Origin of the sequence: Clostridium beijerinckii (assembly GCA_003129525.1) — a bacterium.
Taxonomy (GTDB): domain Bacteria; phylum Bacillota; class Clostridia; order Clostridiales; family Clostridiaceae; genus Clostridium; species Clostridium beijerinckii_D.
Genome location: CP029329.1, coordinates 3,728,648 through 3,751,978, shown reverse-complemented (window position 1 = coordinate 3,751,978; position 23,331 = coordinate 3,728,648). Strand labels below are relative to the sequence as shown.

Sequence of the window (23,331 nt, the reverse complement as noted above, 5' to 3'; positions counted from 1 at the left end):
CTGCTACTAATACACAACATTTTAAGCTGGTGTTGAATTGTACTAAAATCATGGATAAGTTCAGCTAAGATGCAGATGTGATCAAACCCATCTGAATCAAGTTTCACTATATATAATTATTCTTTTTTATTTATGTAATATAATAACGTATTATTATGTAGAAATTATGTAGTTTTTTATGGAAATATATTCTTATGTGGAATCTTCATATTTTCTACACATCTTTATGGTAGTATTTAAAATAACTTTACAAAAGAGAAGAACTATTAGGCACACCTTTGGAATGTTATTTTTTCAAGTGCCTTACTCTATAAAAAGGAGAGATATAAGTGAAAAACACGTCTAAGACAGTTTTATTTGCGGTTACCTTAGCTTTAGTAGCTCAGATTTCAGTAAATGCGGCCCCAGTATCCAATCAGACTCAAACACAACAGAGTCAATTGGAGCAAAATAAAAATGCATTAAAGGGGGTAGAGGATAAACGGCAAGAACTCGAACTAAGCATAGAAAAATTAGATAATCAAATTGAAGATTATATGATGAAAATAGAAGAAAATAAGAAAAGTATAAATTCAACTGAAAACGATATAAAAAAATCTAAAGAACAAATTTCAAAAGTTGAAAAGGAGATAAGTATACAACAAGATGTATTAGATCAAAGAGTAAGATCAATGTACATAAATGGACAATCTAATTATCTAAAGATTTTATTAGAATCAGAAAACTTTAATGAGTTAGTAACAAAAGCAGAAGTAATTACAAAAGTCATAAGTAGTGATAAAAAAGTCATAAGCGATTTAGCTCTGAAAAAATCAGAAGTAGAAAATAAAAAAGTAGCTCTTGAAGATAAGTATAATCAAATACTTGCATTAAAAACTGAAAATGAAAATAAATTAACAAGTTTAAATAATAACATAGCTGATCAAAAGAAACTTGTTGAAGAATCTAAAACTCAGGAAAAATTATTTGCATCAAAAGTAGATCAATCTCAAGCATTAGTAAATGAAACTATGGTTCAAGTAAATAAAATAAGAAGTGAAGCCCCTAAAGTTAACCCTTCAAGAGGTAAAACATCTGTTTCTGACAGTAACATAATAGCATATGCGTCTAATTTCCTAGGAACTCCTTACCTTTGGGGTGGGACAAGTCCTTCTACAGGTTTTGATTGTTCTGGATTTACTCAATATGTATATGCTCATTTTGGAATTAAGGTTGGAAGAACCACTTATGATCAAATAAATGATGGATATGGAGTTTCAAAAGATGAACTTCAAGCAGGGGATCTTGTATTCTTTGGTAAGAATGGTGATCCTACTCACATGGGAATGTATGTGGGTAATAATACATATATTCATGCACCAAGAACTGGTGATGTAATAAAAATATCATCAATGGATAGATCAGATTATATTACAGCAAGAAGAGTGAAATAACAATTTTTAAATATTCCTATACTTAAAAAATGCCGCATTAATTGTTTTAGTGTTGCATAAAGCAACAATTTTCAATGAATAATTATTGAATATCAAGGACAACCTTCAATTATAAGATTGGAGGTTGTTTTTGATTATGGATAAACTTGCAAATAGAAGTGTGTTTAGAAAATTAATTAAACTTATTGATGGGAATATTGGAAGAAAATTAAGAAAAGCGAATAATGAATATAAATACTCAAAGTGCTATACAGGTCGGGATCATATTCTAACAATGTTGTTTTTACAAATCTCCGGCTGTGATGGATTAAGAGATATTAATGCTAAATATAAAAATTCATCGAAGATAAGTAAGGATTTCAACATGCCAAGTTATTCCCAAATATCTAGATTAAATAAGAGTAAGTCATCAGATTTATTTAGAAATGTTTTCGAAGAATTATTGGTAAAAGCTGATAAAGAAATGAATTCTTTAGTTAAAATAAAGAACTTTAAAGATATTAAAATAATAGATTCATCAGTAGTTAGTATAGGCAAGGGCTTAGCCCCTGAACTCTATTATGAAGATGAAAAATCTGCTGTTAGAATTAGTACTCTTTTATCATTTGAAACTAAGTTACCTGATAAAATTAGCATCCGCCCTGCTAAAGTAGGAGAACGTAGTTGTATTGACGGTTATGTTAATTCGGAGAAAAATATATATTTATTTGATAAGGGATATTTTAAGTATTCTTGGTATGATGAAATGAGTCATGATAATTATAAATTTATCACAAGACAACAAAGCAACTCTGTTACGGAGGAGTATTTGTCCATTTATACTGGAATAGATAATCTATATGATTATATTGTTACAATGGGGTCTGATTATAGTAAAAATAAAACTAAATATAAATATAGAGAGATTCTATATTTTACTAAGGACTCCGACGAAGAATTCCGTTTAGTTACTAACATATTCGATATGCCAGCTGAAGATATAGTATCTCTCTATAAAAAGCGTTGGGATATTGAGTTATTCTTTAAATGGATAAAACAACATCTGACTATTAAAAAATGGGTTGGAAGAACCCTTAACGCAATATCCATACAAATATATAGTGCCCTTATTATCTATATTTTATTACTTTTAATAAAATATAGATTTAAAAGTAATTTAAGCACTTTTGATGTGCTCCGAAAGTTTCAGGCTAATATATTAGAAAGATATGCTCTAAGGAATATTTTGTTACCGTGACTAATTATTAAAGTTAAAATTTTGTTGAAAAACCAAGGGGTATCTTTATAATATTTTATATACATAATATTACTTAAAAACATTTATGATCCAATTTGTAAAACTCTAACCAAATAAAATGTTATTGATTGGAGTTTTAAATATTATACTATAAATATTTTGTCTTTATGCAACATCAAAACATTAATTGCGGTATTTTTATTATCTTCATATGTTCTACATATTTTCTTGTTATAGTATTTACAGTTAAACTAATTATTTTTACATGTATTGAATAAAAGTTATCCAATCAGATGTTTTAATATTAGTATCTATTTTTATATTTTATTTTATGATTAGACCACAAAAAGCTGACAAATATCATCCAATTAGAATTTAATGATATAATAGCATTATAAAATTAAACGTATGAGGAGAATTACTATGTTTTGCAAAAATGACCTTCAACAAACTTCATTATTTGAACCAATCAACCAAATGCCAAAATACCTTCAAGATATTTTAAATAAAAGTTGGGCTAAGGCATTTAAGGATCATATTTTTCCGCGAATAAATGAGGAGCGTTTTTCGGTTTTATATAGCAATAAAGCCTCAAGGCCTAATTCACCTATTAATGTTATTCTTGGCTTACTAATTATAAAAGAAATATTTCAGCAGACTGATGAAGAGCTTATCGGCTCTATTCATTTCGATGTAAGATATCAATATGCTTTAAATACAACTAATTATGAAACACAACCAGTATCTATAAATACTCTAACAAATTTTAGAAACAGACTTGTTGAATATGAAGCGTCAACTAATGAAGACTTAATAAAAGCTGAAGTTGAAGCTTTATCCGAAAGCATTGCTAAGTATTTATCTGTTGATAATAAAAAAGTTAGAGTGGATTCGTTAATGGTTAGTTCATCATGCAAAAAATTAAGTAGAATTGAGCTAGTATATTCTATAAATAGCAGACTTATTAAAGCTCTAAATATAATAAATCCACCTATTATAAGTGATGAACTAAAACCGTACCTTGAAAAGGGGCATAAAAATGACACTATATATAGAACTCAAGATTTAAAGGCTGATTCAAAACTTTCAATTTTAATCGAACATTCTAAAATTCTATACAATATCGCTCTGAAAGCTGGAGATATAGTTACTTCAACAGAAGAGTTTCAACTTTTAAATAGAGTTATTCAGGACCAAACTACAGAAGATGCTGCAAAAAATTTAGTTATTAAAGATTCAAAAGATATAACTTCAACTAGTTTACAAAATCCAACTGACAAAGATGCAACCTACAGAAAAAAATATGGTGGTAACGTTGGTTATGTTGTTAATATACAAGAATCATTTAATGATAAAAACAGTGTTATAACAGGCTATGACCTTAAGCAAAATATTCACAGCGATTCAAAATTTGCTGATGATGTTATTGCTAATTTAGCTTCACAAAATAAAAATTCAAACTGTAAACTACTAGTTGATGGTGCTTACTATGAACAAGAAAAAGCCAAAAATGCTTTAAAACAAGGAATTGAAATGATTCCAAGTCAACTAGTTGGCAGAAAAGTATCTACTGATAAACTGAGTTATTCAAAATTCATTGTAGATGACGAAAAAAATGTAATAAGTTGTTGTCCTAACGGAGTCGAACCTGTAGAGTCTTATTATAGTTCAAAATCTTATACAGCCAAATTTGACTCCAGTACATGTGAAAAATGTCCTTTAAATTCACAATGTCCAAAGAAAATATCAAAGAAATTTAATACCATAAGAGTTAGCGAAAAAGCTTATAATACAGCTACTCAAAGAGAAAAAATGCACGAGAGTGAGTATATAAAGCTTGCAAATAAAAGGGCTGGTATAGAAGGTATTCCTTCTGTTTTGAGGAGAAGATATAAAATTGATACCATGCCTATCCGGGGATTATTGCGCTCAAAATTATGGGTTGGATTTAAAATCGCAGCCTATAACTTCAAGAAACTGTTAAAACAGTTTCTTGAAAGTGGCATAGAGTGTTTTCTCAATATAATTGCATGTATAGTTGCTGTAATAATTAACTGTTTTAAATTATATTTTTTAGAATTTGAAGCAAAGCTGTCAAACTAATCACGATACTTTATAGTTTTTGTGGTTTAATCATTTTGTACAAGGATAATTATATAAATCCATATATTTATAAGTTGCGTAGGAAAAATTAAAAGTATTTATTATTGACAAAGATTATCAATGGTATATAATATAAGCATACCCCCCATGAGGGGGAGGTAGGAGGTAAGATATGAGTCAAGAAAGAGAAAAAGCACTACAATCATTAAAAACAGCGAAGGGCCAAATCGAAGGCATAATAAAAATGATTGAGGATGATAGATATTGTATAGATGTCGCAAATCAGATTTTAGCAGCACAATCTTTATTAAAAAAGGCAGATTTAATGATTTTACAAGGACATTTGCGTCACTGTGTAAAAGAAGCCTGTAACAATAATAATCCTGATGAAAAGATTGAAGAAGTTAATAAAATTTTAGAAAAAATATTATCTAAATAATATTAAATTTCAATAGAGCTAATTAGTATTTTTAAGAAATTTAAAGGAGAAAATATAATGAATGACAATAAAGTGATATGTCAATGCGATAATGTTACAGTAAAGAAATTAAAGGATGCTATTGAAAATGGTGCTAAATCATTTGAAGAAGTTAAAGCTATTACCAAAGTTAGTGGTGGTTGTGGTAAGTGTGTAGAACATGCTAAAGCAATAGTTGATGAATTATTAGGGAAATAATAAAGTTGAGAAAAATTCTAGATAATATTTTAAGAAAATAGAAAGGAGAAAAATGAATAAGAAGAATTTTAAAATTGAAGGAATGACATGTTCTGCATGTGCTAACAGAGTTCAGAGAGTAGTAAATAAGCTTGATGGAGTTCAGAATGCTAACGTTAATTTTGCTACAGAAACTTTAAGTGTGGAGTTTGATGAAGAAAAATTAAAAAATGAAAATATTGAATCAGCTGTAGTAAAAGCAGGTTATGGCGTTAAGAAAAATTTAAAGACTTACACTTTTAAGGTTGAGGGGATGACATGCTCAGCTTGTGCAAGTAGAGTAGAAAGAGTTACTAAAAAATTAGATGGTGTTCAAAGCTCTGTCGTAAACCTTGCAACTGAAAAGCTCACTATAAATATAGATGAAGATGAAATAGGATATGGTAAGATTAAAGCAGCTGTAGATAAGGCAGGTTATAAGTTAATAAAAGAAGAAGAAAAGGAAATTGGTAAAAAGAAGTTAGAGCCAAGTCAGATATTATTAATTAGATTTATAGTATCGTTAATATTTACAATTCCACTATTAATAATAACTATGGGGCATATGCTTGGAATGCCATTACCTCATATAATAGATTCCATGGAAAATCCATTCAACTTTGCAATTATTCAAGTAATATTAACATTGCCTGTAGTGATAATGGGATACAAGTTTTATACTATTGGAATAAGAAATCTATTTAAATTAAGTCCTAATATGGATTCTCTAATTGCAATAAGTACGCTCGCAGCATTTATATATGGATTATTTGGTATTTATAAAATAAATATGGGTGATACAGAATACGCAATGCATTTGTATTTTGAATCAGCAGCAGTTATCTTAACTTTAATAACACTCGGAAAATATTTAGAAGCAGTTTCAAAAGGAAAAACATCACAAGCCATTAAAGCATTAATGGGATTAGCTCCTAAAACTGCAACCATTATACGTGATGGCAATGAAATAGTAGTTCCAATTGAAGAAGTAGTGGTTGGAGATATAATCATAACTAAGCCAGGAGAAAAGCTAGCTGTAGACGGAGAAGTTATTGAAGGTAGTACAGCAATTGATGAATCAATGCTTACAGGGGAAAGTATTCCTGTTGAAAAAACTGTTGGAAGTAATGTAATTGGAGCAAGTATTAATAAAACTGGATTTATTAAATATAAGGCTACAAAAGTTGGTAAAGATACTGCATTAGCTCAAATAGTTAAATTAGTTGAAGATGCACAAGGCTCAAAGGCTCCAATAGCAAAACTTGCAGATGTTATATCAGCTTATTTCGTCCCTACAGTAATTATCTTAGCAATATTATCAGCTATAGGGTGGTTAATTGGAGGAGAAACACCAATATTTGCATTAACAATATTTATAGCAGTACTTGTAATAGCTTGCCCGTGCGCTCTAGGACTCGCAACTCCAACAGCTATAATGGTTGGAACAGGTAAAGGAGCAGAAAATGGTGTGCTAATAAAAGGCGGAGAAGCTTTAGAAACAACACATCAAATAAAGACGATTGTATTTGATAAAACAGGTACTATTACAGAAGGAAAACCTGTAGTTACTGATATTATAACTAATGAAATTTCAGAAGATGAAATATTAGTCTTAGCAGCAAGTGCTGAAAAGGGATCAGAACATCCTTTAGGCGAAGCTATAGTTAGAGGAGCAGAAGAAAAAAATCTAGAACTTAAATTAATAGAAGAATTTAATGCAATTCCAGGTCATGGGATAGAAGTAAAAATAGATGGTAAAACTATTTTAATCGGAAATACAAAATTGATGCATCAAAAGGATATAGAAATGGACATTTTATCAAAGGAATCAGATAGGCTAGCAAGTGAAGGAAAGACGCCTATGTATATTTCAATTGATGGAACTTTACGCGGAATAGTAGCTGTTGCAGACACTGTTAAACCAAGTAGCAAAAGTGCAATAGAATCTCTTCATAAAATGGGTATAAAAGTTGCCATGATTACTGGAGATAACAAGAAGACCGCAGATGCTATAGCTAAGCAAGTTGGAATTGATATAATACTTGCAGAAGTTTTGCCAGAAGATAAGGCTAATGAAGTTAAAAAACTTCAAGGAGAAAATCAAAAGGTAGCTATGGTTGGAGATGGTATAAATGATGCACCAGCATTAGCACAAGCAGATGTAGGAATTGCAATAGGATCAGGTACTGATGTAGCAATAGAATCTGCAGACATAGTTCTTATGAGAAGTGATCTAATGGATGTTACTACTGCAATTAAATTAAGTACCGCAACCATTAAAAATATAAAACAAAATCTATTTTGGGCATTTGGATATAATGTACTTGGTATTCCGGTTGCAATGGGATTACTTCATATATTTGGAGGACCATTATTAAATCCAATGATAGCAGCAGCTGCAATGAGCTTAAGCTCAGTATCAGTTCTTACAAATGCACTAAGGCTTAAAAATTTTAAAGCATAATCAATTAACAATGGACAATTAGCAATGTATAACTAAGGAGTAAAGTTAAATTGGATTTAAAAAAATTAATCCATAATTGTACATTGTAAATCTAAAAATAAATGGAGGTAATATTATGAAAAAGAAAATATTAATTGAAGGAATGAGTTGTGAACATTGTGTAGCTCATGTAAAGGAAGCATTAGAAGGTTTAGACGGAGTAACATCAGTAGAAGTTAACTTGCAAGGAAAATATGCAACTGCTGAAACTAATGTTAGTAATGAAGTATTAAAAGATGCAATAGAAGAAGAAGGTTACGATGTAGTAAATATAGAAGAATAATATATAGGCAAATAAAAAAGCTTTGGTAATTAATATTATCAAAGTTTTTTCTATTTATATAAATATACTTTAGTCGTTGAACGGGAATGATTAGAGGGGAATTGGATATGAAGTTGATAAGTCAGGTAAATTTGCTACAGTAAAATTATATCCATGTGAATCAGATGGTATTAAAATGCAAATTGTAACTATATATTATTCAACTAAATAAAGAAGTATATAACTATGAAATAAAAGAAATACTTTAAATTTATGTATTTCTTTTTTTTATTATGATAAAATTTATTCTCGAATCATATTATAGGTATTGATAAAGTTTTAGGAGAAAAATAATGAATCGATATTTAGGAAGTTGCCCACTTACATTAAACACTACAAGGATTTGTGGTACTGATTCAGTAGATACATCTATAGAAGTATCTAGAATTGGGTTTACAAATATGAAACCTAATGCCGTTATTCTAATAAATGAAAATGAGGTCTTTGATGGAATAGCAGCAACATCTTTAGTTCATCATCCAATTAATGCACCTATTTTATTTACTGATGGTGATAGTTTAAGCAAAGAAACATTAAATGAAATTCAAAGGTTATCACCTAAAGGGTACAAAGGTGTACATGTAATTTTAGTTGGTAATATTTCAAAAAATGTATCTTCAGAACTTAACCATTATGGGTTTAGAACACATCATATAAAGGGTCGTAATCATTATGAAACTGCATGTATGATACCTAGTATGAGAGAAGAACTTAAAAATATTCTTATAATTTCTGGTGAAGACTATTCTGAGGGAATTGTGGCTGGATATTGGTCTGCACATCATGGAGATCCTATTTTGTTTGTACAAAAGAATAACATACCATATTGCACAGGAGAAGTTATTAAAAAAATGAATGATATTAATATTTATATAATAGGATCAACTAAAACAGTATCAGAGACTGTTGAAAGATCTTTATCTAAAATGGATAATGTTAATAACTTGAATAGAATTGATGGTGAAACTCCTTATGATATATCAGTTAATTTTGCTAAGTATAAAGATTCTAAAACTGAATTTGGTTGGGATAGAAATTATAAAGAAGGTCATGCATTCACATTTGGAAATTTAAATTATCCAATGAAAATTATAGCAGGAGTATTATTTGCTCATATGGGTAAACATACGCCTTCTCTTTTAATTAGAAAAGACAGAATACCAGCAGCTATAGAAGGATATATTAAGTCTGTTAAACCGCTACCTAAAGATATGCCTATGCCTCCATTTATGCATGGATTCATCCTTGGACATATTGAAGATATTAGTTATGATACACAGATTATGATTGAAGATATTCTTTCTATTGACCATGAGATGATGGAGAAGAATACTATGGAGAATTCGGATGATATGCATATGATTCATCATTCAAATCACATGATGGAAATGCATCATGCGCTGCATCACGATGAAGATGTAATTCATGAAAAAATGACTCATAATTGTAACAAAAAAATTAATAAAGATGATACGCTTGAACGTTTAAATTATAATTATAGAACAGTTAGCATAGATGAAATACTAGGCTAAATTCATCTTTATTCAAATCATTATTAAATTGTTCACAAAATGATTTTAGATCGGAATTTATTATATACAGATGGATAAACAATAAATTCAAAATGTAAAATATTAGTTTCATAATCAAGTATTCAAGTATAAACAATTCTTGCATCAGTAGTTATACTTTGATTTTTAAAGTGATAATCACATAAATGGGCGTGTCGCAAAATGATTAATTTTTAATCAGAAGCGACACTTCTTTTCGTTTTAAATTAAAAAATCTCTTAATAATTAAAATTGAATAATAATTATTGAGAGATTTTTATGTTTTAAGCGCACTTTAATAAGCCTACTTAAATTATTCCATAATTAGGCAGATTGTTTTAATTCATGAAGATGTTTTTGAGTTCTTCCGTTTTGGATTTTTGAATGCAATTTGTTAATGTTATAACCAAAACAAAGCAAAATAAATTCAGTTTTTACACTATTTTTTCCACGTGTTAAAAATCTATTGAATTCATAGTCACTTTTTAGAACTCCAAATGCTCCTTCGACCTGAATAGATCTGTTCATTCTTAATTTAGCTCCAATTTCAGTTGTAATATTTCTATAAGATATTTCACGCTTTTCTACAAAAGTTTTCGAAACCTGCATCTTTCTATTTCCTTTTGCTTTTGTACATTTTTCTTTATGAACACAATTATCACAGCTTTCACACTCATAAACAGTAACTTCTGATTTGTATCCACTGGCGGATTTTCTATGAATAATAGAGGTCGGAATCAACTTTCTACCATTATTGCAAACATAAAAATCTGATTCAGCATCATATTGCATATTTTCTCGCTTACTTATATCATTTTTGAAACTTCTTTTTTTCCACTTTTCATAAGTTTGCGGCTTTATGTATGGGGTCTGATTATTGTATTCTAAAAATAAATAATTTTCTTCGCTTTCATAACCCGAATCTGCAATCACATTAAGATATTTACGACCAATTTTTTCTTGCATATTATTAAGCATAGGTATTAGTGTTGCTATGTCATTTCTATCATCAAATATTCCGACACCGGTCACGTATTCGCTTTCAACTGCAATTTGTACATTATATGCTGGCTTTAATTGACCATTTCTCATATGATCATCTTTCATATGCATGAAAGTTGCGTCTGGATCAGTTTTAGAATAACTATTTCTATTTGAGAATATGGTTTTACTGAAATTATATTTTTCTTGTCTCTCTTTATATTCAAATAGTTGCTCTATCCATTTCTGAATTGTAGTTTTTCTCTTACCAATTCCATGAACAAATTCTATGTTTCTCTTCTCTTTTTCATATAAAAGCCATTCGAGAATTTTATCGAGATCATTTATCAATGTTTCTTTTTGAATACTAAATTCTTTCAATTCTTCAAGATTGACATTTTCAACAAGAGTAAGAATTTTATTAAACATTTTCTCTTCATTTTTGTAAATGGCTTTCTTCCAAACAAAAGTATATCGATTGGCATTCGCCTCGATTTTAGTACCATCAATAAATACATTTTCAAATAATACTTCATTTTGATCAGCTAAATAATTAACTTGCTGATAAAATAATTCTTCAATTACTTCATTTGAAAGATAATCTTTTCGAAATCTACTAATTGTAGCATGATCAGGGGCTTTGCATCCTTGAAGCAGCCATCTAAAATTTATATCTCTTTTACATGCTTTTTCTATTTTTCTACTTGAATAAACATTTTGAGAATACGCATACGATATTATTTTGAACATGATTTTAGGTTCCACTGCCGGTTTTCTTCCAACGGAAGAGTACGCCTTATACAACTTTCTGTAATCTAATCCCTCCAATACGTGGCTTAGCAAGCGAACAGAATCATCTTCTGGTATTAAATTTTCCAAATTTAATGGTAATATAAGTTGAAAATTATCATTAAATTCATTATAATCTTTAGTGTATGATTTCTTTATTTTGTACATAACTTAATTATACAATAAATGTGATTTCTTCGGAATTCACATTTTTTTATTTCTTAAAAAAAATGAGCTGCTACAAAACTAACTATGTTAGTTTTGCAACAGCCCCTTTAGTATTTCGTTATTAGATGCTTTTGACTGCTTTCTTGCAAAAGCCTAAGAAAATGGAAAAAATCAATTCACGATATATAGTAAAAACTTTCGAGTACCATGCTAAATCCATAAATAAAAAGTAATTATTCAGCAATAGATATTAATTTTATATGGTATAATTCTAATATTGCAACCTTCAAATGTTAATTTCGGTAGAGATTCTAGTCTTTATTTTTTCTATTAAATAATTCCTATACAGTATATATTATAAAAGACTTAGTATTAATTAAGGCAGAATGTAAATTCTATAAACAATGAGGTAAATAGGAAAAATAAAGATATTATGTAAAAATTGGAGTATAATAAGGACAGACTACTTATGAAAGGAAGACATACAATAGTTGCTATTATTAAGATGTTACTATTTAAATTTATTGAAACAAGGAGGAATAAGAATGAGTGAGAAATTCAGAAGAGTTATAATGACTGTATTTGGTGTGCTGATAGCAGGATTTAGTGTAGGAATGTTCAATTTTTCAACTTTTGGGATGGATCCATTTCAAGTGTTTGCACATGGCATCAGCATGTACATACCATTAGGTTATGGAACTTTTTATTCAATATTAAATTTGATTATGTTAATTTTTATTGCTATTATTGATCGATATAAGATTGGTCTTGGTACTTTTATTAATGTTTTTTTATTAGGATATGTGGTACAGTTTTCATCTTGGTTATTTGAAACATGGATTCCAAATCCAACATTCGGATTTAGGATAATATTTTTGATTATAGGAATTATTGTTATGTGTTTTGGATCTTCCTTATATTTTACTGGAGATTTAGGAGTATCGACTTATGATGCGGTTGCTCTTATTTTATCAGAAAAGAAAGTGGGACGTTTTCAGTATTGCAGAATTGGATCTGATTTAGTTTGTACAATATTAGGCTATTCACTTGGTGCTACCGTAGGAATAGGAACTGTTATTACCGCTTTTTTTATGGGGCCAATTATTACAGTCTTTAATCGTAATGTTTCGATTCCGCTTCGATATGGAAAAAGAAAGGATAGTATAGTTCATTTAGATACTAAACAGTAAGTAACACTAAAATTCTTAATTATTAAGCTTCAAGCGCTGTGATGAATACTAAATAAAATCATCTGACTAACAGGGCACTAGACTTTGGGTTTGGATTTTATACAACCACGTCTAAAGAGCAGGCAGAAAAGTAGGCTCTTAGAAAATGTACAAATTTTAAAGGTGAGATTGAGGGGAAGTCAACTGTGTCAATATATTAATTAGACTTAGAATTTGCAAAAAGTAACATAATAAAACTCTCAGTATGGAGGGAGTATATTTTTATGGGAAGAAAAGCTAAAGTTTCTCTAGAACAAAAAGTAAGCGTAAAAAAATTAACGGATAGATAAATATAAACCTTCATTGTTAAAATTAACATAGATTTTGACAATGGAGGTTTATTTACATAAATAATAATGAAAAGATAAATTGGAGAGAAATTGTTGCTACCTTTTCTTCTTGCGAAGGAACGTTAGGAACTTTCTACAATGCAAATCACATTTAGACAACAATGTTGATTTAAAATAAAAGATTAAAGAGTCTTCAGATTTTCAATTACAGGAATTATTTAATATGCAAAAAAATAATAATAGTAACACATGTTACTGTGATTTTTATTGAATGTGATATGCTATAAATTAAAGAAAACAATGGAGGAAATGTTATGAAAAGATATGAACAACAAAGAAGTTTTTTAAAGTCTAATTTTGGAGAATTTAAAAATATTAAAACTGATAAAATGAAGGGTATACCTCAACCACATATTGTTAAATCTTATGATTCATCTGCTAATATTATTAATCTCCCAAAGGTAAGTAGAGATGTTGTGGAAGAACAAAATATATATCAGTGTATAAAGGTAAGAAGAAGCACAAGATTTTATAGTGATGAATCAATGAGTCTTGATGAATTATCATATCTATTATGGGCTACTCAAGGTATTACTGATACAAATAATGCAGGAATTACTTTTAGAACAGTACCTTCAAGCGGTGGAACACATTCATTTGAAACATATTTATTTATAATGAAGGTGGAAGGAATACAAAATGGAGTCTATAGATATCTTCCTGTGGAGCATAAGCTTCTATTTATGTTTGAATTAAATAATATAGAAGAGAAAGTTGATGCAATTACATTAGATCAACCATTTGTGCCTAATTTTGCGAAAAAGGCTGCAGTTCTATTTGCATGGAGTGTTATTCCATATCGCTCTGAGTGGAAGTTTGATATTACAGCTCATAAAAAAATTCTAATAGATATTGGTCACGTATGCCAAAATCTCTATTTAGCTAGTGAATCTGTTAAGTCAGGAACTTGTGCTATAGGTATATATGATCAAAAAATGATGGATGAGCTTTTAGAATTAGATGGAGATGAAGAATTTGTAATATACCTTGCTGCCGTTGGAAAGAAGCGAGAATAATAAAAGTTACGTTATGAACATTACTCAGAACTGTACTCCAAATGACATAGACTTTTTTAATAGAAATTGAATAAGCTTTAACTAAAAAAGAATGAAACACTAAGTCTCATTCTTTAATCATATTATTTCATAGCATTTATTTTGCAGTATTATCGATATAACAATCACCTGTACCTCTAAATCCACCACCTGACATATGTCCAGTTCCTTGTCCGTTTCCACGTCCAACTCCATTTCTGCTTGTTCTTTGACTTGGAACTCCTGTGCAAGTATCAAGATTATTTTTTATAGTTTCCTTAAGTTTAACACCTTCTTCATTTGTTATAGTTCCATCTGCAACTGCCTTATCAACAACTTTATTTCTCTCTTCAAGGAGAGCTGATTTAAATTGATCTTCTGTCATTCCTTTTTCTTGTGCTAAAGCATACATTGTCTTTCCAGAATTAAGCCCAATTGTTATTTCCTCATCTGTCATGCCAAGTTTGTTTTTTAACACTGATTCTATATAATCATAACCTCTCATGCCTGTAACCATCATCATTCCACCTCTTTGGTGAGTACCAGTAGTTGATTGTGTAGTACTTGCATATGCAGTTATACCTAATCCCATAGTAAGAATCATAGTTAATGCTATTATTAATTTTTTTGTTTTCATTTTTTCTTCCTCCTCATTTTTAATTTATTACTGCTTGGGTATACTATAATAATAAATCAATTTCCCTATATAGAAGTGTCCTAATTGTGAAATAAAAGTACACAATTAGGACACAAATTCAAGTATTATAAATGATATAATTTGAGAAAGATAGGAGGGATAAAATGGATAAAAATATTCTGATTGCTGATGATAATATGGAAATTATTAAAATCTTGAAACCTTATATAGAAAAGGAAGGTTTTAACGTAATTTTCGCCCTTGATGGGGAAGAAGCACTACTAAAGTTTAAACATTATAATCCTCAATTAATTTTACTTGATATTATGATGCCTTTAATGGATGGAATTGAAGTTTGTAATATAATTAGGCAACAATCAAATACTCCTATTATAATGATAACTGCTAAAAGTGAGGATTCAGATAAGATACTCGGATTAAACTCTGGTGCTGATGATTATATTATAAAACCATTTAGTCCTGGAGAAGTAATAGCAAGAATAAAAGCAGTACTTAGGCGTATTACTCCAGTTGAAAACAATAAGCTATCAATAATTAAATATACACCACTTGAATTAGATATTAATAATTACTCAGTAAAACTAGATGGTACTAATATGAATCTTACAAAAAAAGAGATTGAAGTTTTATGGATGCTTGCTAGCTCTCCCAATAATATGATTAAAAGAGATGCACTGCTAGATACAGTTTGGGGTATAGATTACTTCGGAGATCCCAGAACAGTGGATACACACATAAAAAGAATAAGAGCAAAACTTGATTTAAATGGCCAGTATAACTGGGATATTAAAACTATTTGGGGTATGGGATATAAGTTTGAGGTGAAAGATGTTTAAGAAGAATATTACTTTTAAATTAACACTTGGATTTTTAACAATTGTTATAGTTTCAACTCTTTTCATAGGTATTATTGCATTAAATATGTTTAAAAATAATATTTATGAGATTAAACAAAATAATATGAAAAAACATGCTTTATCAATTTCGCAAACCATTGAACCTTATATAACTGACACTTCAAATAATAAGGAATTTATGAAAATTATAAATTTATTAGACGCTATTGATAACGCAAAGATTTGGATTATCAATTCTGATAAAAGTATTATAACTGCATCAGACAGCAATACTGATAGCATTACTTACATAAATGATATTGAAGTAAATAAAACCTATACGGATATTAATGAAAAGGTATTAACTGGTACAGAAGGATATTCTGAAATTTATAACCCTTATTATAAGGAAAACATGATGACTATAGCAGTTCCAATTAAAAACAAAAATAATAGCGTAATAGGTGCTGTAGTTCTTAATTCTTATACATCTGATATATCAGATTCTATGAACAAATTTTTTGTATATTTAATTTTAACTATTTTAGGTGAAATAGTCCTTGTTGGATTTATGGGGTACTATTTTTCTAAAAGTATCTCTAAACCAATAAAAAAGATAAATGTAGCGGCACTAGAACTTGCACGAGGTCACTATGGGATAAAGACCAATATATATCAAAAAGATGAAATAGGAGAGTTATCAAGTTCATTTGACTTATTATCCTTAAAACTTGAATATACCATTAGCAAGCTTTTTGAAGAAAAAAACAAGTTAAGTAATATAATAACGAGTATGAGTGAGGGGATTTTAGCATTGGATCCAAATTTTCATATTATAAATGTAAATCAATCAGCGATAAATCTTATTTCTCACAAAGGTATGGAAACTGATGCAGAAATAATTAAAATCTTATCAAAATTAAATATAATTGAAGAATTTAATGATGTTATATATAGCAATGAAAAAAAATCAATTATAACAGAGCATAAATCAAAAGTATTAGATTTCTCTATATCTCCTATAAAGAACAATTTAAATGAGATTATAGGTGGTGTTATTTTTATTCAAGATATAAGTGAAAAAGAAAAACTTGAACAAATGCGCAAAGACTTTATCTCAAATGTTTCTCATGAATTTAGGACTCCTTTAACAGTTATAAAAGGCAACTTAGAGTCTATTGTAGATGGGATGACGCAACAAGAAGATATAGCAGATACTTGCGTTACACTAATAAAAGAAACTAATCGACTTGAAAGAATGGTTAAAGATCTACTTGATTTAAGTAAGTTAGAATCAGGAACATTAGAGATTGAATTTATTCCTATTGATATTAATATGCTGATTAATGATACAATTAGAGGCTTTAAACTTTTAATAAATAATAAAAATATGAATTTACAATTATCGTTGCAAAGCAATGTGACAACGATATTAAGTGACTATTATAAATTAAAACAACTACTTATAATTTTTTTAGATAATGCAATTAAGTTTTCTCCCTACAAAGGTATTCTAGAGGTATCTACAAAAGCAGATAATAAAAATATGTATATAACTATTAGAGATAATGGAATAGGGATACCAAAAGATGAAATTCAGTACTTAGGAGAAAAATTCTTTAAAGCTGATAAATCAAGAAACTCAAAAGTCGAGGGAACTGGTCTTGGTCTTTCAATAGCTAAAGGATTAGTAAAAGTTTTAAATGGACAGTTCTCTATAGAAAGCGATTTAGACAAAGGTACAACAATAACTATTTCATTTGAAATTTTAAAAGATTCACTGGAGGTGAAATTATGATGCGTGGTCATCATATGGGAATGGGGTTTTATGGATCTTATATTTTAATGTTTATTTTAATGGCTTTTTCAATTTTAATATTTATTCTATTAAAAAATAAGCCATCGTTAAATCCATTTACAATAAAGTTAATAGATATACTTAAAGTAAAATATGCTTCTGGAATTATAACTGCGGATGAATATATAGAAAGGAAATCTATTATTGAAGATATAAAATATTCAAACAAATTTATTCCTATACTTCTTGAAAGATATGCACAATGTGCCATAGGCACCAGAGAATTTTTAAATATTAAAAATGCGATTGAAAGTAATAACTGGGATAATAATATATGTGAAAAACTTGCAAAGGGAGAATTATCATATGATGAGTTTAAGGAATATACAAAATAGAGGGAGTGAATAAGAATGAAAAATAATAAAATATACGTTATATGGAAGAGGGGATACTAGAAAATAGTTAACCTCTCTTTTTTATTTATGCTTTAGCGTTCAGAAAACCACATAAGAATATCTGCACTAAGTGAAAGTTAGTATTATATTAAAATATTAAAACTTATTTCTAAAATGGTTAAAAGGTGATATTATTATTAAGAAAGGTAAGTGAAGTTTTTTGGAAGCTTATAAAAGTTTTGAATCATTAAATGATAGAGGCAAGCACATATTTGATATTGTACAAAAAAAAGGTCCTATAACTAAAAGTGAATTGATAGATAAGACTAAAATAAAATTAACTACACTAAATAGAGATCTTCAAATTTTACTTGATGAAAAAATAATCGTAGAAATAGATATTGGAGAATCTACAGGTGGAAGGAAACCTAGTTTATATGATGTGAATCCAAGGGAATTTTATATTATTGGAATTGATATATCGAGAACTTATACTAAAATAGTTATAACGAATTTGAAATTAAAAATAATTGAAGAAAGATTATTAAGCCATGAATATGAGATTGAAAACATAAATGAAATAATACCTCCTTATATAAAAGATATGTGTACAAAATTACACATACAAAAATCATCAATTGTTGGAATTGGGATAGGAATTGTTGATGGATTTAACATTAAGCCCTTATATGATGTTTTAGATAAAGAATTAGATGCAATAATATGTGTAGATAATGGTGCTAATGCAGCAGTTATTGGAGAGTATAATTTTGGATTTGGAAAAGGTAAAAAAAATATTGCGTATATAAACTGCGGTGTAGGAATAAGAACCGGAATTATTTCATCAGGGGTTTTAATTCGCACAATTAACAATTCAGAAGATGCATTTGGTCATATGATTGTTGATGCTAATGGAGAGTTATGCTCTTGTGGTAATCATGGGTGTATAGAGAGTTATGTATCAATAGCAAATATAACAAGAAAATTTATTAATGAAATGAAAGAAATTAATGGATCATATTTAAATAAAAAATTAAATAATATTAATTACAGAGATGTTTGTAGTTTGGCAGAAAGAGAAAATGAAGTTGCTATGAATATTATTAAGAATTCAGCTTTATATTTTGGAATAGCACTTTCAAATTATATGAAATTGTTCAATCCAGAGTTAATAATATTAAGTGGTCCATTAATACAAAATTCAAATTTATTTTATAATATAGCTAAAGAAATAGCTTTTAAAAAATGTCATATTAAAAATAATAATATTCAATTTAGTAATGGTGGACATTATAAAGATAACTCCATAGCAATGGGAGCATGTGCTATGGTTATACAAAAATTACAAAATTAAAAGATAGGACGTGAATTTATGAATCCAACAGCATTTTCAGTTATGGGACTTGATATAAGATGGTATGGGATAATAATTGCAACAGGAATGACACTCGGAATATTAATTGCAAATTATAATTGTAAATGGAGAGAAGTTGATTATGATAATTTACTAAATATTGTACTTCTTTCTATTCCAATTGGTATTGTAGGTGCAAGACTATATTATGTAGCATTTGAATTTGAAAATTATAAAAACAATATTATGGAAGCATTTAACATAAGGCATGGCGGACTTGCTATACACGGTGGGCTTATTTTTGCAATAGGAACAGCATTAATATATACGAAAATTAAAAAATTAAACTTTATTAAATTTGCAGATGTAGCAGCGCCTTCTATTATACTTGCACAAGCATTGGGACGATGGGGAAACTTTTTTAATCAAGAAGCTCATGGAGATTCTGTCAGTTATGAATTTATTAAACATTTTCCTATGTTTATTCAAAATGGTATGAATATAAATGGAACATATTATAATCCTACTTTTTTATATGAATCTACTTGGAACATAATAATATTTATAATATTAATGATTTTATTAAGGAAAAATAAGAAAAATGGAGTGGTATTTTTCACATATATTGGATTATATTCTATAGGTCGCTTTTTAATTGAAGGATTGAGAACAGATAGCTTAATGCTAGGAAATATTAGGATTGCTCAATTAATGAGCTTGAGTGGGGTTTTGATTTGGGTTATATTTATATTTTTAAATTATAATAAAAAAATAAGGAGAGATTCATGAAAGTTTTAAGAGAAATTTTTATTTCATTTTTTAAAATTGGCCTCTTTACTCTAGGTGGAGGATATGCAATGCTTCCTTTGATTCAAAAAGAAGTGATAGAAAAAAAGAAATGGATAGACGAAAAAGAATTTTTAGATATGGTTGCTGTTTCTCAATCTGCTCCAGGACCTTTAGCTGTAAATATAAGTGTATTTGTAGGGTATAGGATTAGTGGAATTAAAGGTTTAATATTTGCTGTTTTAGGATCTACATTACCTTCTTTTATAATAATAATTTTAGTAGCGTCAGTATTTATAGGTATAGAAAATAATCCTATAATTGAAAGAGTATTTAAAGGAATAAGACCAGCAGTTGTTGCACTCATTGCTGTACCAGCGTTAACAATGAGTAAAACAGCTAATGTAAATAGAAGAAATGTTATTATACCTTTACTAGCTATAATTTTAGTTGCAGGATTTAAAATTACTCCTATATATGTTATTTTAGGTGCTATTGTAATTGGCGTATTAGAGGTAAAAAGGAGAAATAAAAATGATATTACTTAAATTATTTTTAACATTTTTTAAAATAGGTCTGTTTAGCTTTGGTGGAGGATATGCAATGCTTCCACTAATAACAAGAGAAGTAGTGAACGTAAATCATTGGCTAACTAATCAAGAATTTATAAACATAGTAGGAATTAGTCAAGTAACACCAGGGCCTTTAGCAATTAACACTTCTACTTATGTTGGATATAAAACAGCGGGAGTCATAGGATCAATCTTTGCAACATTTGGAGTAGTTTTGCCATCTGTAATAATAATTTATATTATTGCAAAACTCTTTATGAAATATAGACATGATAAATATGTTGAAAATGTCTTAAAGTATATAAGACTTTCTTCAATCGGTCTTATTGCATCTGCTGCTATTATGCTTATGGGAGATGTTTTTGTAAATATACAAAGCATAATTATATTTGTCGTAGCTTTTATACTAAGTTATAGATTTAAAATGGATACAATTGTTCTAGCTATACTTTCTGGCATAACAGGGTTTATTATGTTCAAATAAATATGTTTTATCTAAAAATCACTCAAGGAATTAAATAACTTGAGTGATTTTTTTATAAAATTTAATTAAGTGATAAAGTCACAGAGAATAATAGAGATAGTGAATATAATAAAAAAGAACTAATTAATAAATATTAAAAACTGATTAGATCATTACAGAATAATAAATCGGAGGTATTTTTGTGGAAAAATTTTTAAAGTTATGGAAAAAGTATTCGTTTGTCCTGTTAATTGCTTTTATAGGATTAGGTTTGTTTGATTTAAGGTTTGCAGTGGTAGCAGCCATTTGTATGATAGCACCTATAATTGTTTCATTTTTTAAGGGCAGATTCTGGTGTGGAAATTTATGCCCAAGGGGAAGCTTTTATGATAATGTAGTTTCTAAATTTAGTAATAAAAGAAACCCACCTAAGTTTTTTAAATCTTATTATTTTAGAGCTATAATACTAGCAATTATGATGACAGTTTTTATTTCAGGAGTAAGTAAAAGTTGGGGCAATCTTTACGGTATAGGAATGGTATTTTATAGATTAATTGTTGTAACAACTATAATAGGTATTTTATTATCTTTAGTCTATAACCATAGAACATGGTGTAATTTTTGCCCAATGGGAACTATGGCATCAGTTGTATCAAAATTTAGAAAAAGTAAAAAAGTATTAAATGTATCATCATCATGTGTTTCATGTAAAATATGTGAAAAGAAATGTCCATTAGGATTAGTTCCTTATGATTACAAAGATGATTTATTAAGCCATCCAGATTGTATACAATGTGGTAAATGTGTAAGTGCTTGTCCTAAAAAAGCAATAGGATATAATAAAATAACTATAAAATAATTTTTTCAGAGTTAAAAGAGAGGATACTAGAAAATAGTTTATCCTCTATTTTTTGTATTTTTTAAATTTTTATCATATATGTGACTAAGTCACATATATTTGTGAAAGAATATTATATAATAAAGTCAAGGAGGGGAGTAAATGAAAAATTATGGTGAAACATTAGACAATAGATCAAAAGATATAAATTCTTTGTATGAGATGTATCCGGTATTGAAAAAGATTGATAAAGAAAATAATGAAATTATAAGTACACAAGCAATTTTTAAGACTGTATATTCTGATGAATATGTATCTTCAGCAGATGCAGTTTGTGCGGGAGTTTTATTTGTAATAAAGGGAACAATAAAAATACAAAAAATTAATAAAGATGGGGAAGAAACTAATCTTTATAACATAAAACAAGGAGAATTTTGCCATGAAGCTCTAAGCTGTTTATCAAATTTAGAATCTTTAAATATAGCTGGTAAAGCAATTCAAGATTCTGAAGTTTGCATAATACCCTTTGATATAGTTGGAAAACATTTCATTCAAGATAACGAGTTTTTATTATATATGTATAAAGATTTATATAGAAAATTTAATCTTGTTTTAGAAAATAAAGAAGATATGATTCATGAATCTTTAGAATCAAGACTTATTAGATTACTTATTAAGAAAAATAGCAAAATAGTTTATGCAACTCATAATGAATTGGCTTTTGAAGTTGATTCAGTTCGAGAGGTTGTTAGTAGAAGTCTAAAAAGGATTGAAAAAAGAGGATATATAAAATTGGAACGAGGTAAAATCGTAATACTTAAGGATTTAAATGAAATATTGAAAGTTTAAATAATGTAAATATTAAATTAAGTACAATAATTAATTTTAGGAGGAGATAAAAATGTTTGGATTTTTTAAAAAAGACGAAGGAAAAGTAATTAATGTAAATGATATTGATAATTTAATTGGAAAAGTTGAATTAATTGATATTAGAGAAGTATATGAATATAAAGGTGGAAGTATAAAAAGTGCTAAAAATATCCCAATGGGACAACTTTTAAATGAACCAGATAAGTATTTAAATAAAAGTAAAGAATATTACATAATGTGTCAATCTGGTGGAAGAAGCGCAAGAGCATGTAATAGTCTTGTAAAACAAGGTTTTGATGTTGTAAATGTTGCAGGCGGAATGGGATCATATGCAGGAACAAAGAGAAAATAGTAATTGGATTGGTTTA

The 23,331-nt window shown here is 28.4% G+C and carries 22 protein-coding genes and 1 pseudogene; 21 read left to right on the top strand and 2 right to left on the bottom strand.

Annotated elements, in window-relative coordinates:
* The first annotated feature begins 329 nt into the window (after nt 1-329).
* From DIC82_16910 to DIC82_16875, 8 genes are all read left to right on the top strand, one after another.
* Entirely contained in the window at nt 330-1,433 is a 1,104-nt protein-coding gene (locus DIC82_16910; protein ID AWK52569.1) for a glycoside hydrolase, read from the top strand.
* A gap of 136 nt (nt 1,434-1,569) precedes the next feature.
* Nucleotides 1,570-2,670, top strand: coding sequence for an IS4 family transposase (locus tag DIC82_16905; protein ID AWK52568.1), 1,101 nt, complete (start codon nt 1,570-1,572; stop codon nt 2,668-2,670).
* Between the two features lie 408 nt (nt 2,671-3,078).
* A complete protein-coding gene (locus tag DIC82_16900; GenBank protein AWK52567.1) occupies nt 3,079-4,773 on the top strand; it encodes a DDE transposase in 1,695 nt (564 codons plus the stop codon).
* Nucleotides 4,774-4,945: 172 nt separating this feature from the next.
* Nucleotides 4,946-5,212: a transcriptional regulator gene (locus DIC82_16895; protein AWK52566.1), complete on the top strand. Its 267-nt coding sequence runs from the start codon at nt 4,946-4,948 to the stop codon at nt 5,210-5,212.
* Between the two features lie 57 nt (nt 5,213-5,269).
* Nucleotides 5,270-5,449 carry a (2Fe-2S)-binding protein gene (locus tag DIC82_16890; protein ID AWK52565.1) on the top strand — a complete coding sequence of 60 codons (180 nt, stop codon included), beginning with the start codon at nt 5,270-5,272 and terminating at the stop codon, nt 5,447-5,449.
* 52 nt (nt 5,450-5,501) lie between these two features.
* A complete protein-coding gene (locus tag DIC82_16885; protein ID AWK52564.1) occupies nt 5,502-7,931 on the top strand; it encodes a heavy metal translocating P-type ATPase in 2,430 nt (809 codons plus the stop codon).
* A 115-nt stretch (nt 7,932-8,046) separates the two neighbouring features.
* Nucleotides 8,047-8,253 carry a heavy metal transport/detoxification protein gene (locus DIC82_16880; protein ID AWK52563.1) on the top strand — a complete coding sequence of 69 codons (207 nt, stop codon included), beginning with the start codon at nt 8,047-8,049 and terminating at the stop codon, nt 8,251-8,253.
* 332 nt (nt 8,254-8,585) lie between these two features.
* On the top strand, nt 8,586-9,824 hold the full coding sequence (locus DIC82_16875) for a cell wall-binding repeat 2 family protein (protein AWK52562.1): 1,239 nt from the start codon (nt 8,586-8,588) through the stop codon (nt 9,822-9,824).
* Between the two features lie 342 nt (nt 9,825-10,166).
* On the opposite strand, the gene DIC82_16870 is transcribed toward DIC82_16875, so the two are convergent.
* Nucleotides 10,167-11,780, bottom strand: coding sequence for an IS1182 family transposase (locus tag DIC82_16870; protein ID AWK52561.1), 1,614 nt, complete (start codon nt 11,778-11,780; stop codon nt 10,167-10,169).
* A gap of 545 nt (nt 11,781-12,325) precedes the next feature.
* Here DIC82_16870 and DIC82_16865 point away from each other — a divergent pair.
* From DIC82_16865 to DIC82_16855, 3 genes and pseudogenes are all read left to right on the top strand, one after another.
* Nucleotides 12,326-12,970 (top strand): hypothetical protein, encoded by a 645-nt coding sequence (locus DIC82_16865; GenBank protein AWK52560.1) that lies wholly within the window; start codon nt 12,326-12,328, stop codon nt 12,968-12,970.
* Between the two features lie 62 nt (nt 12,971-13,032).
* Nucleotides 13,033-13,167: pseudogene (locus DIC82_16860) on the top strand (sortase).
* A gap of 446 nt (nt 13,168-13,613) precedes the next feature.
* Nucleotides 13,614-14,375 carry a nitroreductase gene (locus DIC82_16855; protein AWK52559.1) on the top strand — a complete coding sequence of 254 codons (762 nt, stop codon included), beginning with the start codon at nt 13,614-13,616 and terminating at the stop codon, nt 14,373-14,375.
* A 136-nt stretch (nt 14,376-14,511) separates the two neighbouring features.
* Here the strand turns inward: DIC82_16855 and DIC82_16850 are convergent, their stop codons facing one another.
* The gene (locus DIC82_16850) at nt 14,512-15,030 is read right to left on the bottom strand and encodes a hypothetical protein (GenBank protein ID AWK52558.1); all 519 of its coding nucleotides are present in this window, start codon (nt 15,028-15,030) and stop codon (nt 14,512-14,514) included.
* 164 nt (nt 15,031-15,194) lie between these two features.
* On the opposite strand from DIC82_16850, the gene DIC82_16845 reads away from it, so the two are divergent.
* The 10 genes from DIC82_16845 (at nt 15,195) to DIC82_16800 (ending at nt 23,315) form a co-directional block, all read left to right on the top strand.
* Entirely contained in the window at nt 15,195-15,887 is a 693-nt protein-coding gene (locus tag DIC82_16845; GenBank protein ID AWK52557.1) for a DNA-binding response regulator, read from the top strand.
* Nucleotides 15,880-17,685 (top strand): two-component sensor histidine kinase, encoded by a 1,806-nt coding sequence (locus DIC82_16840; GenBank protein AWK52556.1) that lies wholly within the window; start codon nt 15,880-15,882, stop codon nt 17,683-17,685. The genes DIC82_16845 and DIC82_16840 overlap by 8 nt, the downstream gene beginning before the upstream one ends.
* Entirely contained in the window at nt 17,685-18,080 is a 396-nt protein-coding gene (locus tag DIC82_16835) for a hypothetical protein (protein ID AWK53118.1), read from the top strand. The genes DIC82_16840 and DIC82_16835 overlap by 1 nt, the downstream gene beginning before the upstream one ends.
* Nucleotides 18,081-18,300: 220 nt before the next feature.
* Entirely contained in the window at nt 18,301-19,434 is a 1,134-nt protein-coding gene (locus DIC82_16830; protein ID AWK52555.1) for a sugar kinase, read from the top strand.
* Between the two features lie 18 nt (nt 19,435-19,452).
* Nucleotides 19,453-20,223, top strand: a complete 771-nt coding sequence (locus tag DIC82_16825) for a prolipoprotein diacylglyceryl transferase (protein AWK52554.1) — start codon at nt 19,453-19,455, stop codon at nt 20,221-20,223.
* Nucleotides 20,220-20,768: a chromate transporter gene (locus DIC82_16820; GenBank protein ID AWK52553.1), complete on the top strand. Its 549-nt coding sequence runs from the start codon at nt 20,220-20,222 to the stop codon at nt 20,766-20,768. Before DIC82_16825 ends, DIC82_16820 begins: the two co-directional genes overlap by 4 nt.
* A complete protein-coding gene (locus DIC82_16815) occupies nt 20,758-21,276 on the top strand; it encodes a chromate transporter (protein AWK53117.1) in 519 nt (172 codons plus the stop codon). The genes DIC82_16820 and DIC82_16815 overlap by 11 nt, the downstream gene beginning before the upstream one ends.
* A gap of 181 nt (nt 21,277-21,457) precedes the next feature.
* On the top strand, nt 21,458-22,114 hold the full coding sequence (locus DIC82_16810) for a 4Fe-4S binding protein (protein AWK52552.1): 657 nt from the start codon (nt 21,458-21,460) through the stop codon (nt 22,112-22,114).
* A 141-nt stretch (nt 22,115-22,255) separates the two neighbouring features.
* Nucleotides 22,256-22,942: a Crp/Fnr family transcriptional regulator gene (locus tag DIC82_16805; protein ID AWK52551.1), complete on the top strand. Its 687-nt coding sequence runs from the start codon at nt 22,256-22,258 to the stop codon at nt 22,940-22,942.
* A 52-nt stretch (nt 22,943-22,994) separates the two neighbouring features.
* Nucleotides 22,995-23,315 (top strand): rhodanese-like domain-containing protein, encoded by a 321-nt coding sequence (locus DIC82_16800; GenBank protein AWK52550.1) that lies wholly within the window; start codon nt 22,995-22,997, stop codon nt 23,313-23,315.
* Nucleotides 23,316-23,331: the final 16 nt, after the last annotated feature.

Coding starts and splice junctions, on each gene's coding strand:
- DIC82_16905 (AWK52568.1), top strand. CDS start 1,570: ATGGATAAACTTGCAAATAGAAGTGTGTTTAGAAAATTAATTAAACTT.
- DIC82_16900 (AWK52567.1), top strand. CDS start 3,079: ATGAGGAGAATTACTATGTTTTGCAAAAATGACCTTCAACAAACTTCA.
- DIC82_16895 (AWK52566.1), top strand. CDS start 4,946: ATGAGTCAAGAAAGAGAAAAAGCACTACAATCATTAAAAACAGCGAAG.
- DIC82_16890 (AWK52565.1), top strand. CDS start 5,270: ATGAATGACAATAAAGTGATATGTCAATGCGATAATGTTACAGTAAAG.
- DIC82_16885 (AWK52564.1), top strand. CDS start 5,502: ATGAATAAGAAGAATTTTAAAATTGAAGGAATGACATGTTCTGCATGT.
- DIC82_16880 (AWK52563.1), top strand. CDS start 8,047: ATGAAAAAGAAAATATTAATTGAAGGAATGAGTTGTGAACATTGTGTA.
- DIC82_16875 (AWK52562.1), top strand. CDS start 8,586: ATGAATCGATATTTAGGAAGTTGCCCACTTACATTAAACACTACAAGG.
- DIC82_16870 (AWK52561.1), bottom strand. CDS start 11,780: ATGTACAAAATAAAGAAATCATACACTAAAGATTATAATGAATTTAAT.
- DIC82_16865 (AWK52560.1), top strand. CDS start 12,326: ATGAGTGAGAAATTCAGAAGAGTTATAATGACTGTATTTGGTGTGCTG.
- DIC82_16855 (AWK52559.1), top strand. CDS start 13,614: ATGAAAAGATATGAACAACAAAGAAGTTTTTTAAAGTCTAATTTTGGA.
- DIC82_16850 (AWK52558.1), bottom strand. CDS start 15,030: ATGAAAACAAAAAAATTAATAATAGCATTAACTATGATTCTTACTATG.
- DIC82_16845 (AWK52557.1), top strand. CDS start 15,195: ATGGATAAAAATATTCTGATTGCTGATGATAATATGGAAATTATTAAA.
- DIC82_16840 (AWK52556.1), top strand. CDS start 15,880: ATGTTTAAGAAGAATATTACTTTTAAATTAACACTTGGATTTTTAACA.
- DIC82_16835 (AWK53118.1), top strand. CDS start 17,685: ATGCGTGGTCATCATATGGGAATGGGGTTTTATGGATCTTATATTTTA.
- DIC82_16825 (AWK52554.1), top strand. CDS start 19,453: ATGAATCCAACAGCATTTTCAGTTATGGGACTTGATATAAGATGGTAT.
- DIC82_16820 (AWK52553.1), top strand. CDS start 20,220: ATGAAAGTTTTAAGAGAAATTTTTATTTCATTTTTTAAAATTGGCCTC.
- DIC82_16805 (AWK52551.1), top strand. CDS start 22,256: ATGAAAAATTATGGTGAAACATTAGACAATAGATCAAAAGATATAAAT.
- DIC82_16800 (AWK52550.1), top strand. CDS start 22,995: ATGTTTGGATTTTTTAAAAAAGACGAAGGAAAAGTAATTAATGTAAAT.